Here is an 11,792-nt window from a genome sequence, read left to right as displayed (position 1 = left end):
TCCTTTGTCTGTCTGTCCTTTGCGTCGTGCGCGCGGTGTCCCTCTGCCTTCCTGCTCTCTTTTCCTGTTCTGAGCGGGCGCTCTAAGTGATGAGTGCGCTGCGCGGGGGTCGCAACGACCGTGCGTGCTGGCCAGCCGCGCCCGACCTGGCTCGAACCCTGCCCGGACCCCAGCCGGCGAGCGGCTGCCAGGCTGGGGGCAGATGCGTGCGGAAGCCGCGCGGCGCGGACGGAGCGCGCCGGCAGATCGGATCAGATAGATGGCTGGGCACCGCGCTCGAGGATGTCTTGACGTGACAGAAGGCCAGCCTCTCTTGCGCGCGGTGCGCTTGGCTCGCTCTCTTCACTGTGGGCTGTCTGGCATGGCAGTGAGGAGAGGAGCAACTCCAATGCTATCACTGCCCGAAAAAGCTGTCAACGCTGAGGAAACCTGCTACAATGGCAGTGGTTCGGTTCTTTTCTATAGTAGAAATACCTGAACGGCTCTCCCAGGGGCCAAAAAAGCGAGGAAGAACGTTCTCTAAAGCGAGCAAAAGAGGGGGCAAAACGGTTCGTATGTCTGATCTCCATTCTCTGGCTTCTCCAACTGGGCACTCTGGCCCGTGGCCAGCGCCGGAGCGTCCTCCACGCCCGGAGGCTGGTCCGGGCAGCAAACGGCGTCCGGGTCCTGGTGAGGAAAAACCGTCGTGGCAGCGTCTCTGGCTGGCGTTGGTCTTAATTGTGGCTCTGCTCGCCCTGGGGGGCACGGGGCTCTTCGTCTGGGGCTGGCTGCACAGCCTCGAACTTGCCCCGGAGACCACAACGCCGGCCCCGGCCATTACCACTCTGCGCGTAGCCCGGGCGGCGCCCTATGCCGGCCTAACTTTCCAGGTGGTTGATGCCCAATATGCCAGTGCCTTTGGCGACGACCTGATCCGGCCCGGGCCGGCCCAGGTGCGTCTCCATCTCCACGTAGTGAATGAGGGAAGTACCCAAATCTCGGTCATCTACTATGATGCTGCTCGTCTTCTGGTCCCAGGCCAGAAGCCGATCGCGCCGAGCAATGTTGGTCTGGCGGTAGCCCTGGCGCCCGGCAAGAGCGCCGATGGCTGGCTAGATTTCCCCGTTCCCCGGGGAACCCGGCTGGAGCAACTCAAGCTCCAGCTTGGCTCAACCACGCTCAACGAGTCGCTGGTCGTCATCCCTTTCAGCGGTCCCTTTGATGCGGCCAGCTATAGCGGCAAAGTCTATCCTCAGAACCTCTCCATCTCCTACACCTATAATGCGCAACCGGGTCTCTATCTGACCTATCACCTGGTCAGTGTGGAGCGCCAGTTTGCTTATAGTGGCTGGGGCCAAGTCAAAGCTGGTCAGCAGTACTACATCTTCAACTTTCGCGTTGACAACCCCAATGGGGTGGCCATCAATCCCGGGCCAGGCTTCGACTACTTGCGCCTGGTCCTCGATGGTAATGTGCGGGCTCCGCTTGATAGCACCCTGCCCACCAGCTTCCAGCCGGGTGCGCATCAGGTAAAGGGCCGTGTGATGTTCAGTGCCCCGGCGGGCCTGCATAGTCTCACCTTACGCTTCCTCTACCAGTATGGTCAGGGCGGCAACGATTACACTGTGCAGCTTTGAGTGGCGTCTCGCAACGAAGGGCGATGAGGGCCGTCAGCCGCCTGGCCCGGGTTCGCCGCCCGCGGGCAAGCCGCTCCCCTGGCGAAACGGGGGCAGCTTGCCCGCGCCTGTCTGAGTTCTTTTCTGAACGGAAGAGCGCCATCTTTATCGGTAGTGGCCTCCGCCCGTCAGAAGCGCAGCCGAAGTGCTCAGGAGCGGATAAAGGCCAGCAGCTCGTCGCGCTTGGCCTCCATCAGCTCGCGCGTATTGGCCTCCACATTCAAGCGCAGGAGCGGCTCCGTATTCGAGGGACGCACATTGAACCACCAGTCGCCGAAATCGAGCGTGATGCCATCGAGCCGATCGACCGAACGCGCCTGGGGACCGTAGCGTTCGACCAGGGCCTCTAGCTTTCCCTGAACATCGCTGACGCGGCTATTGATCTCGCCGCTGCGCACGCGCGTATTGAGCGGCTTGATCAGCTCCGAGAGCGGCTTATTCTCGATAGAGACCAGTTCGAGCAGCAGCAGGAAGGCGATCAAGCCAGAATCGGCGTACCAGTTATCGCGGAAGTAGAAATGGCCAGAGTGCTCGCCGCCGAAGATGGCGTTCAGCTCGCGCATCTGGGCCTTGATATAGGAGTGCCCCACGCGCGTGCGCACGGCCTTCCCCCCCAGGCGCTCGATCAGCTCGGGCACGCTACGCGAGACGATCAGGTTGTAAAGGATGGTCGACCCCGGATGCTTGCGCAAGAGACTCTGGGCTACCAGAGCGGTCACCATTGATCCATCGATGACGTTGCCCTGCTCATCGACGGGGAACATGCGATCGGCATCGCCATCGAAGGCGGCGCCCAAATCGGCCCCCACTTCGCGGACCTTGCGCTGCACATCGACCATATTCTCTGGTTCGATCGGGCTGGCCGGGTGATTCGGGAAGTGGCCATCCAGCTCGAAGTAGAGAGGGATCAACTCGCAGGGCAGATGCTGGAAGACGCGCGGCATGATCAGGCCGGCCATGCCGTTGCCGGCGTCGATGACCACCTTGAGTGGCCTGACCTTGCTGACATCGATGAATGAGAGGGCGTGCGCCACGTAGTCGTCGGTCACATCGCGCTGGATGACCTGACCTTTGTGCGCTGGCTCAGGGAACTGACCGCGCAGCGCCAGATCGCGGATCTCGGCTAGGCCGCTATCCAAGCTGATCGGAGCCGCCTGGGCCCGGCAGAACTTCATGCCGTTGTACTCGCCGGGGTTATGAGAGGCCGTGATCATCACACCTGCTGGATAATTGAACTTCCCGACGGCGAAGTAGAGTTCATCGGTGGTGGTCAGGCCCAGCTCGATCGCGTTGACGCCCTGGTCGGTGATCCCGCGGATCAGGGCCGTGGCCAGCGCTGGTGACGAGAGGCGCATATCGCGTCCCACGGCGATCTCGGGCACACCCAGGTAGAGGGCGGCGGCCCGCCCGATGATATAAGCTGCCTCGTCGGTCAGGTCGCGGCCATAGATCCCGCGCACGTCGTAGGCTTTAAAGATGCTCGGATCTATCGGTATCTGAGAAGACGGTGTTGTGCTCATGAGGCTCCAGTTTCCTCTGTTTTGACGATTTCCAGCAGCATCCAGGGGGCCCCGGTGCTGCGCGGATCGAAGATCTGGCCGACCTCAGTAAAGCCGGCCTTGGCAAAGGCTCGTCTGGCCGGTTGATTGGCCTGAGCGGTTTCGGCATAGACGCGCACCAGGCCGAGCGTCTCGAAGAGGTAGCGAACCAGCGTGCGGATGGCCTCCGGGCCGTAGCCCTGACCCCAGCGGCTCTTCTCGCCGAGGCCGAGGCCGATCTCGGCCTGGCGCAGGCGGTAATCCAGGTTGAAGTAAGTGATGGTCCCGATAGGAACGTGATGTTCGTCCTCTATGATAAACCAGAACTGGCGTCCATTGCCTATCACATAATTGCGCTCGAAGATCGGCAAGAACTCCTCCAGGGTCTCCGAGTAGGGCCGGTGGGGATCGTAGCGCCACACCTCGTCATCGCGCTCCCAGGCGAAGACCAGGGGCGCGTCGCTCTGCTGGGGGCGGCGCAGATAGACGCGCTCCCCATGCAGGAGCGGGTAAGCATCGTTCCGCAGTTGTCGATCGGTCATAGCAGTCCCAGTTCCTGTGCAAAGCTGGTGCCGGCGGCCAGCGGCTCGACGTTGAAGGCCTGAGCGATAGTCTGTCCCAGATCGGCGAAGGTGGCGCGCACTCCCAGATCGAGGCCGGGGTGCACGGCTGGTCCGTAGGCCAGCAGCGGTACCTGTTCGCGCGTATGGTCGGTACCGCGGTAGGTTGGATCAACGCCGTGGTCGCCGGTGAAGAAGAGGGCGTCGCCCGGCTGGAGGCGCTGGCGTACGAGGCCGAACCAGTGGTCGACCGCGCGCAGAGCCTGAGCGTAGCCGTGGCTATCGCGCCGGTGGCCCCACAGCTGGTCAAATTCCACCAGATTGACAAAGAGCAGGCCAGTAAAATCGCGCTCTAGCCAGCGCAGGGCGGCCTCCATGCCAGCGCGATTGGTCTCAGTGTGCTCGCTGGCAGTCAGGCCCCGCCCGGCAAAGAGATCCTCGATCTTGCCGAGGCCGATGACGGAGTAGCCACGGGCCTGCAGATGGTCGAGGAGGGTAGGGCCGGTGGGCGGCAGCGAGTAGTCACGCCGGTGCTCGGTGCGCACGAAGTGGCCGGGTGTACCGGTGAAGGGGCGAGCGATGACGCGCCCCACGGCGTGCTCGCCGACCAGCAGCGAGCGTGCGATCTGGCAGATGCGATACAGCTCCTCCAGGGGAATCACATCCTGGTGAGCGGCGATCTGGAAGACGCTGTCGGCTGAGGTATAGACGATTGGGTAGCCGGTGCGCAGATGCTCCTCGCCCAGCTCTTTGATGATCTCGGTGCCCGAGGCAGGCTTGTTGCCCAGGACCTTGCGTCCGATGGCTGCCTCGAAGCGGGCGATCAGTTCGGACGGGAAGCCATGTGGGTAGGTTGGGAAGGGTTGGCGCAGGATCAGCCCGGTGATCTCCCAGTGGCCGGTTGTGCTGTCCTTGCCGGCTCCCTGCTCGCTCATGCGGCCCCACGAGCCGTCGGCGTCAGCCCTCGGAGGCGTACCCAGGATCGGCGTGATGTTGCCGAAGCCGGCGCGGCCCAGGTTGGGCAGCTCCAGCCCGCCGACGGCCTGGGCGCAGTGCTCCAGCGAGCTGGCGCCCTCATCGCCGTAGGCCGCCGCATCAGGATTAGCTCCAGCCCCAACGCCATCCAGTACAACCAGAATTGCGCGTTTCAATGACCCCATTGTCTTTCTTCTTTCACCTGACCTTTATGGGCGCAAGCTGCGCATAGCGCGGTGGAAGCTCACCCAGCAATGGCAGCGCATAGCGTCGAAAGGCCTCTGTGATCATCATCCCATTTTCGTCCAGATACTCGGCTGGCAGACAGCGCTTCTCATTGGCAATCGCCGCCAGCGGAGCCAGGCCGGTTGTGCAGCCATAGACTGGTCCCTCCTCGCGTTGCAAGGTTACCATCTGGTCACTCTCCCCTGCAAGCGCGGCCAGGACAGCCTGGCGTCCCACCAGCAGCGCCTCCGCGCGATCGACTGGCGAGACGTAGGCGCTGGCCATCCGCTGCAAATCGCCGGGCTTATCGAAGCGTGCCCGCAGGCCGAGCTGGCTTCTGACTGATTCTACCAGATATTGGGCAGCGCCGCTGAGCAGGGGATGGCCGAAGGCGTCGACTCCCAGGGCGCCCAGGCTGCCCAGCGGGCGCCCGCTCTCGTCGCGGACCGTTTCGGCTACCACGACCACGACGTAGCCCAGGCGGCGCTGAATGGCTTCGACACGGGCCAGAAACTCGTTCCGGCGAAAAGGACGCTCGGGCACCAGGATCAGGTGCGGTGGCTCGCTTTCGTCCTCCTTGAGCAGCGCCGAGGCCGCGGCCAGCCAACCCGCGTCGCGTCCCATCGTCTCGATCACCTTGACGGGGTAGTGCCAGGGAATAGAGGACGTATTGAGGCTCGAATCGAGTGTCGTCAGAGCGATGAAGCGGGCGGCGCTGCCGTAGCCGGGACAGTGGTCGGTCAGCGGCAAATCGTTGTCGATGGTTTTGGGAATGCTGATCGCCTGCAGCTCGTAGCCGCTGTCTTGGGCGGCGAGAGCCAGGCGGTGGAGCGTATCCGCTGAGTCGTTGCCGCCAATGTAGAGCAGATAGCGGATCTCGTAGCGGCGCAGCAGCGCTAAGGCGCGCTCCAGGTCCTCGTCGCGCAGGCGATAGCGGCAGGTTCCCAGGGCGGCGGAAGGCGTCTCGCGCAGGCGCGGCCACAGCTCCGCCGGTTGGCGGCCCAGGTCGATCAGCTCCTCTTTGAGGAAGCCTTCGATGCCGTGGAGCATGCCGTAGACATTGGCCACTCGCTCACTCGCCAGCGCGGCCTCTACGGCTCCGACCAGGCTGGCGTTGATCACAGCGGTGGCGCCTCCTGACTGGCCGATGAGCAGGTTGGCGCGGGCCATCTTTGTCAAACAAACCCCCAAAACGAGTTGTTCTGCGGCCATTATAGCAAGAGGAGCGCGCGAAAGATACTCTCCGAGCGGCGGGGGCCACAAGCAGGAAGGCAGACCAATTCAGCCCGGCCTGGCCTCCTTCTCTCTCACGCCGCTCCTTTGTTGTAGCGGGTGGTACAATCGTTCTGTCCGCCGCAGCAGGAGCGAGGGAGCGGCTGCCGCTCAGCGCCTGGTCTCCCTGGGCGGAAGGGGGCTGGCTGGGCGGGCCGGATTCTTCCCCGCTCCCGCTGCCGGTCAATGGAGAAGAGTGCGCCCTTGCCATAGGACAGAGAGAGGAACTGCAATGGAGAAGAAGCAGAAGATCATTCTCGACTGCGACCCAGGGCACGACGATGCGATCGCCTTGCTGCTGGCGGCGCGTCACCCGAAGCTAGAGCTGCTGGCCATTACCACTGTGGCTGGCAATCAGACAGTGGAAAAGACCACGCGCAACGCCCTCAGCGTCTGCGCTCTGGCGCGCATCCGCGATGTGCCAGTGGCCAGAGGCATGGCGCAGCCGCTGGTGAGAGAGGCGCGTCATGCCGCAGATATTCACGGCGAGTCGGGTCTTGACGGGCCGGCCTTACCGCAACCTGAGCGCGAACCTGTCCCCGAGCATGCTGTCGATCTCATCATCGATCTGGTGCGTAGCACGGATGACGTGGTGTTGGTTGCCACAGGGCCGCTCACCAACGTGGCCAGCGCCATCACGCGCGAGCCGGCGATCCTCTCGCGCCTCAAGGGCCTCTATCTGATGGGCGGCGCCATTGGCCTGGGGAATGTTACCCCCGCTGCCGAATTCAACATCTACTTCGATCCCGAGGCTGCGGCCATCGTCTTTAACAGCGGTTGCCCAATCACGATGATTCCGCTGGAGGTGACTCACCAGGCGTTGGCCACGCCGTCCATCCTTGAGCGCCTGCGCAACCTTGGACGCCCGGTGCCCTCCTTCGTCTGCCAGTTGCTCGAATTTTTCGGAGCCACTTATCGTCGGGTCTTTGGCTTCGCGGCGCCACCGGTGCATGATCCCTGCGCGGTAGCGGCCCTGATCGATCCGACCCTTGTCAGCAGGCATAGCATGTACGTGGCTGTTGAGACGCGCGGCGAGTACACGCTCGGGCGAACTGTCTGCGATGTCTATGGGGTGCTGGGCCGGCGGGCCAACGCCTGGGTTGGTTATGGCCTCGACGCGCCTCGCTTCTGGGAGTTGCTGATTGAGACCCTGGCAGGCTATGAGGAGGAGCACCCCGGCGAGGAGTGAAGCCAGGGAGCTGGTCGCTTCGGTCGGTCGACGTCGCGCCTGGCGACAGCAGCAGGGGGCAGCAGGGTCGCCGATGCAGAGGCCGAGGCAGGAAGAAAGCAAAGACGCGGGCAGGCGGCGGGTGCCAGGCCAGGGCCCGCCCGCGTCATCAGGGAGAGAGAGTCTGTCTGCGCCGAGAAGCGCTCTGGCTGGAGTAGCCCAATGAGCCAGGACGGTCATGGTCAGCCGGTTTGTCGGGAAGGCGGCAGACCAGACCTGACCAGGCGCGCTGCTCACGGTCGGACTTAAATCTGATAATCCATCTCCCACCCTTGTGTGAGTTCCTCATGCTTGGCCAGGGGCTCACCGCTCTTCACCAACAGCTCAGCAGGCTTGGCTGCCACTACGGAGTTGGGCGGCACCGATTCGAGGACCAGGGCCATTGCGCCGATCTTGCTGCCGCGCCCGATCGTAATTGGCCCAAGAATAGCGGCCCCCACGCCGATGGTGACATCATCCTCGATGGTTGGATGGCGCTTCTGCTTGCGCCCAGGACCTGGCCGCCACCAGCCAGTGGCGCCGAGCGTCACCTGGTGGTAGAGCATGACATTGTTGCCAATCTCGGCAGTCTCGCCGATCACCACACCTGCGCCGTGGTCGATAAAGAAGCGCTTCCCGATCTTGGCGCCCGGGTGAATCTCAATGCCTCCGGTGACGAGGCGCGCGAACTGCGAGATCAGGCGAGGAATGACAGGGATATGCAAATTATAGAGAAAATGTGCGATGCGGTGGAAGAAAATGGCCCACAGCCCCTGGTAGAGCAACGCCTCAAAGATATTGTTACAGGCAGGATCTTTCTCAAAGATCACATCGATGGCATCCGGCCAGCGCGTGCGCTTGCGCGGCGTGCTGCTGGGCGCCGGAATCAGCATGCCGGGAGGAACTTCCGGTAACTGAGAGAGATCGGTTTCTCCTTCCCTGGCCTGATTGCTCTTGATCTCCTCTGACGTATGGTGAACCATGTAGCCACGTGCCCTTTCTGCTACAAAGAACCGGCCTGTTTGCTCTACTAGCGCCTTTCTGTCAAACCGTCCGCCGCCCACTCGCCCACTTACTTAAGCAGGCGGTTGGCCCGCAACCTCAGCGGCTCGGGCTTGGGGCTGGTTGACGGCAGCCCACATAGCTGCAACTGAGTAAAGCGCGCTCGAATACTCCGAGCAGCATTAATATCTGCCTGCTCCTGTTCCTGCTCCTGCTCCATGTTTTTGCCAGGCGCCAATTGCGCGCCTGTGCAGCCTTCCCCACTCGCAAGGAGCACCATCCACTCCTATCCATCGACTGCCACCAGCGCATTTGACTCAGTGAGAGCAATTCCCTCCTCTACTCTACCCTGCAGGCTTCTGTTCCCTGGTCCGGTCTGGAAGCGAGAGGGGACTGCGGGTCTGGTCCTTCCGAGGTGATGGCGAGCCGCCCCAGCAGTCGTACCGCGTGCTCCTCTGGCTCTGGCCTTGTAAGGCTGTCGATGGTCAGCGCCTGCGTCGCTTGGACCCGGCGCGGTACTGGTCCAGGGCGGGAGGGAGCTGGAGGGTTGCAGGCTGGCCTCGCGTTTCCACAACCTGATCAGAAGCAACGCCTCCCCCCGGCGAGACTGAAACGGGAGCCGTGGGGGGTAACGGTTGCGCCGGGCGCTCTGGCAGGCGATGTCAATCGAGTGGGTGGCCGGACAGGTCATCGGGGCAGTGAGCTGGCCCTTGACCTCAAGGCGGCAGACCTGATGCGAGGCCACGGCTCGGAGGCGATTGCCGCCGCTGATGCAGAGGGCCGAGGGCTGCCGCTCGTCTGTCTGGAAGACAATCAGGGTCCGACGCAGGTTGTCGCCCGGAGGCTGCAGGATCGGGATCGTGCGCCGCACCTGCACCATGACGATACGCTCCTTCTCGCTGGCTATACCTGGCATCTGCCTTCTTCCAGTCTGCTCTGCTGGACGAAGGAGGGGCTGGACCCCGGGAGGAGGCGCTCCGGCTGGTGGGCTGCCTCTGCGCCGCGCCGCCCGGGCAGGTGCCAGTGATGCAGCCTCTACCATTGCCATTGCTGCGGCCAGAGCGAGGGAAGGCGGACCGGGGATCAGCCCGCTCAGATACCCCGCTGTCCAGGAGACCCGGGTCTGTCTGCCTGCCAGCCTACCAGCATCCGCCAGCCGGCGGCTGATCCTCCCGAGCCTCCTCGAAGATCGGCAGCACCTCCTTGATGCGTCACGATCGGTCAGCTCACGGACCTTGCACGTCTCCTCGTCATCGAAGGTGGCGATAAAGTACTGTTGGCTCCATAGAGTGTATGGCAGGACCGGGCCGATGTCAAGTCTTCTCCTGTTGCCTGTGGCATCCGCGCCCAGGGAATGGCTGACGATCCTGCCTTTCGCTTCCTGTCCTGCTGCTTCCTCCCTTGACACACATGAGCAGCACAGGTACAATGTTATACAACAGGTTGCTTGCTTATAGAGAGAGTATCGGGCCAGCGGACATGCCTCATCGGGCCAGAACGAACGGATTGTAGCAGCGTTGTTCATATATTCTGGCTGGCTGGCAATGACAGCCGCGTCTGCGCCAGAGAAGGAGGCAAGTATGGCTTCCGAAGCAGGCAATCCCTCGCGCTCCGTGGGTGGGGCGAGTGGCCCGAGCAGCACAGCCGCTGCGGTGGTAGCGCGTCTTGACCGTATCCCTATTTGGGCCTTACCCTATCTCTACATTGGCATTATCGGGGCTGGCTTCCTCTTCACCTTCTTCGACATTTTCGACATCAACGTCTCCTTCATCCAGACCTGTATCCAGATCGTCCCAGGCTGCACCCCTGAATCGGCGGCCAACTACCTGGGTCTGCCGGTGCTGCTCAACCTGGTGGGCTATGTGATTGGCACTCTCATCCTGAGTCCGCTGGCGGACCGCCTTGGGCGGCGCGATATGCTGCTGGTCACGATGGTCATCACCGGGCTGGGCTCGCTCTACAATGCCCTGGTTGGTGATTATGTGAACTTTATCGTTGCGCGCACCATCACGGGTATTGGCGTTGGGGCGGACCTGGCTCTTGTGAACACCTATATTAACGAGGTGGCGCCGAGCGGGGGACGAGCGCGCTATACCTCGCTGATCTTTATCATGTCCTCGCTGGGTGCCTTTCTAGGGGTCTGGCTGGGGCTGCTGCTCACCACGCAGCCCGAGGCGTTTCCTTTGGGGCTGCCCTTCGCCCTGGCTGGGCCTGGCTTTACCTTCGGCTGGCGCCTGATGTACGGCATCGGGGCCTTACTGGCGCTGATCGGCATCCTCATGCGCTTCCAGCTCCATGAGTCGCCGCGCTGGCTGATCTCGCAAGGGCGGGTCGAGGCGGCGGCAGGCGTGGTCGCGCAAATGGAGGCACAGGCCCTGGCTCGCATTGGCGAGCTACCCGCGCCTTCCGAGATTCCGGTCGAGACGCAGCCGGGCCGGATACCCTATGTCGAGATCTTTGGTAATCGCCTCTATCTGCTCCGCACGCTCTTCCTCTTTGTTGTCTGGTTCATCGGGTATATTACAGTCTATGCAATTGCCGCGGGTCTGACTTCCCTGCTGGCGGCTCTGAAATTCCCTCCGCCGGAGGCCGGTTTGATCGTGGCCATTGGCTCGCTGGGCTTCGTGCTGGTGGCTATCTTTGACTATGCCTTCGGCGAGCTGCTGGAACGCAAATACTGGCTGCCAGTGGCGGCGCTGCTGACCCTCATTGGTTGTCTGCTGATTGCTCTGGGCGGAGCTGGCAATTTCGTCGTGGCGGTCCTCGGCTCGATCGTGCTCTTTTTCGGCTTCAATCTCTGGGTGCCAATGACCTACACCTGGTCAACCGAGCACTATCCAACGCGAGCGCGTGCCACGGGCTTCGCGCTGGTCGATGGCGTTGGCCATCTCGGGGGCAGCGTGGGCCTGCTGGTCATTCCGCCTTTGATTCCGACACTGGGTCCGCTCAGTATCTTCCTGATCATCGCTGGCTGTCTGATAGTCGCGGCGGTGATCGCTCAGTTCGGCACGGCCACGCGCCTGCGTCGCCTCGATGAGGTCTCCCCTTGATGGGAGGGGCCGGGTCACGCTCCTCTTCTCTCCTTCCTGGCTTGTTCAGCCCCCGACTGGCTGACGGGGCAGATGCAGTGCTGGCCTGGAGATTGGAGATTGGCAGGCCAGGCCAGCGCTGGATTCTGGTCCCTGCCCTATTGACTATTGACAGCCGACAAACTCTCCGCTATACTGGCTGTGCGTGTAATCGCAGAAGCGACACGGTGGCCGTAGCTCAATCGGTAGAGCTCTGGATTGTGGCTCCAGCGGTTGTGGGTTCGAGCCCCATCGGTCACCCCTTTTTTTATTTGCCTTACGTTGGCCGG

General features: G+C 62.7%; 10 protein-coding genes and 1 tRNA gene. 4 read left to right on the top strand and 7 right to left on the bottom strand.

The features are described 5' to 3' along the window. The first annotated feature begins 554 nt into the window (after positions 1–554). Positions 555–1,616: a hypothetical protein gene (locus BGC09_RS10340; RefSeq protein ID WP_069803928.1), complete on the top strand. Its 1,062-nt coding sequence runs from the start codon at positions 555–557 to the stop codon at positions 1,614–1,616. A 188-nt stretch (positions 1,617–1,804) separates the two neighbouring features. Here BGC09_RS10340 and BGC09_RS10335 read toward each other — a convergent pair whose 3' ends face one another. From BGC09_RS10335 to BGC09_RS10320, 4 genes are read right to left on the bottom strand one after another with little or no spacing between them, the layout of a single operon-like run. Continuing rightward, positions 1,805–3,175, bottom strand: a complete 1,371-nt coding sequence (locus tag BGC09_RS10335; protein ID WP_069803927.1) for a phosphohexomutase domain-containing protein — start codon at positions 3,173–3,175, stop codon at positions 1,805–1,807. Then, positions 3,172–3,735 (bottom strand): GNAT family N-acetyltransferase, encoded by a 564-nt coding sequence (locus BGC09_RS10330; protein WP_069803926.1) that lies wholly within the window; start codon positions 3,733–3,735, stop codon positions 3,172–3,174. Before BGC09_RS10330 ends, BGC09_RS10335 begins: the two co-directional genes overlap by 4 nt. Continuing rightward, positions 3,732–4,913 carry a phosphopentomutase gene (locus tag BGC09_RS10325; protein WP_069803925.1) on the bottom strand — a complete coding sequence of 394 codons (1,182 nt, stop codon included), beginning with the start codon at positions 4,911–4,913 and terminating at the stop codon, positions 3,732–3,734. Before BGC09_RS10325 ends, BGC09_RS10330 begins: the two co-directional genes overlap by 4 nt. 13 nt (positions 4,914–4,926) lie before the next feature. Continuing rightward, positions 4,927–6,123, bottom strand: a complete 1,197-nt coding sequence (locus BGC09_RS10320) for a 6-phosphofructokinase (RefSeq protein WP_069803924.1) — start codon at positions 6,121–6,123, stop codon at positions 4,927–4,929. Between the two features lie 334 nt (positions 6,124–6,457). Between BGC09_RS10320 and BGC09_RS10315 the strand changes: the two genes are divergently transcribed. Next, the gene (locus tag BGC09_RS10315; protein ID WP_069803923.1) at positions 6,458–7,414 is read left to right on the top strand and encodes a nucleoside hydrolase; all 957 of its coding nucleotides are present in this window, start codon (positions 6,458–6,460) and stop codon (positions 7,412–7,414) included. A 284-nt stretch (positions 7,415–7,698) separates the two neighbouring features. Here the strand turns inward: BGC09_RS10315 and epsC are convergent, their stop codons facing one another. The 3 genes from epsC to BGC09_RS10300 all read right to left on the bottom strand — a co-directional run bounded on the left by epsC (position 7,699) and on the right by BGC09_RS10300 (position 9,350). After that, positions 7,699–8,415: a serine O-acetyltransferase EpsC gene (gene epsC / locus BGC09_RS10310; RefSeq protein ID WP_069803922.1), complete on the bottom strand. Its 717-nt coding sequence runs from the start codon at positions 8,413–8,415 to the stop codon at positions 7,699–7,701. Positions 8,416–8,504: 89 nt separating this feature from the next. Continuing rightward, complete coding sequence (locus BGC09_RS10305; protein ID WP_069803921.1) at positions 8,505–8,714, bottom strand: hypothetical protein; 210 nt, start codon at positions 8,712–8,714, stop codon at positions 8,505–8,507. Between the two features lie 6 nt (positions 8,715–8,720). Next, positions 8,721–9,350: a hypothetical protein gene (locus BGC09_RS10300; RefSeq protein ID WP_141727727.1), complete on the bottom strand. Its 630-nt coding sequence runs from the start codon at positions 9,348–9,350 to the stop codon at positions 8,721–8,723. A gap of 664 nt (positions 9,351–10,014) precedes the next feature. Between BGC09_RS10300 and BGC09_RS10295 the strand changes: the two genes are divergently transcribed. Then, entirely contained in the window at positions 10,015–11,484 is a 1,470-nt protein-coding gene (locus BGC09_RS10295; RefSeq protein WP_084658369.1) for an MFS transporter, read from the top strand. Between the two features lie 206 nt (positions 11,485–11,690). Next, positions 11,691–11,763: transfer RNA gene (locus BGC09_RS10290), tRNA-His, on the top strand. The last annotated feature ends 29 nt before the right edge of the window (positions 11,764–11,792 follow it).

This window comes from Thermogemmatispora onikobensis, from assembly GCF_001748285.1.
Classification (GTDB): Bacteria; Chloroflexota; Ktedonobacteria; order Ktedonobacterales; family Ktedonobacteraceae; genus Thermogemmatispora; species Thermogemmatispora onikobensis.
This window is presented reverse-complemented; position numbering and strand designations above follow the sequence as displayed.

Excerpts from the sequence above, each read along its gene's own strand:
- BGC09_RS10340 (WP_069803928.1), top strand. The coding sequence starts at position 555 with ATGTCTGATCTCCATTCTCTGGCTTCTCCAACTGGGCACTCTGGCCCG.
- BGC09_RS10335 (WP_069803927.1), bottom strand. The coding sequence starts at position 3,175 with ATGAGCACAACACCGTCTTCTCAGATACCGATAGATCCGAGCATCTTT.
- BGC09_RS10330 (WP_069803926.1), bottom strand. The coding sequence starts at position 3,735 with ATGACCGATCGACAACTGCGGAACGATGCTTACCCGCTCCTGCATGGG.
- BGC09_RS10325 (WP_069803925.1), bottom strand. The coding sequence starts at position 4,913 with ATGGGGTCATTGAAACGCGCAATTCTGGTTGTACTGGATGGCGTTGGG.
- BGC09_RS10320 (WP_069803924.1), bottom strand. The coding sequence starts at position 6,123 with ATGGCCCGCGCCAACCTGCTCATCGGCCAGTCAGGAGGCGCCACCGCT.
- BGC09_RS10315 (WP_069803923.1), top strand. The coding sequence starts at position 6,458 with ATGGAGAAGAAGCAGAAGATCATTCTCGACTGCGACCCAGGGCACGAC.
- epsC (WP_069803922.1), bottom strand. The coding sequence starts at position 8,415 with ATGGTTCACCATACGTCAGAGGAGATCAAGAGCAATCAGGCCAGGGAA.
- BGC09_RS10305 (WP_069803921.1), bottom strand. The coding sequence starts at position 8,714 with ATGGTGCTCCTTGCGAGTGGGGAAGGCTGCACAGGCGCGCAATTGGCG.
- BGC09_RS10300 (WP_141727727.1), bottom strand. The coding sequence starts at position 9,350 with ATGCCAGGTATAGCCAGCGAGAAGGAGCGTATCGTCATGGTGCAGGTG.
- BGC09_RS10295 (WP_084658369.1), top strand. The coding sequence starts at position 10,015 with ATGGCTTCCGAAGCAGGCAATCCCTCGCGCTCCGTGGGTGGGGCGAGT.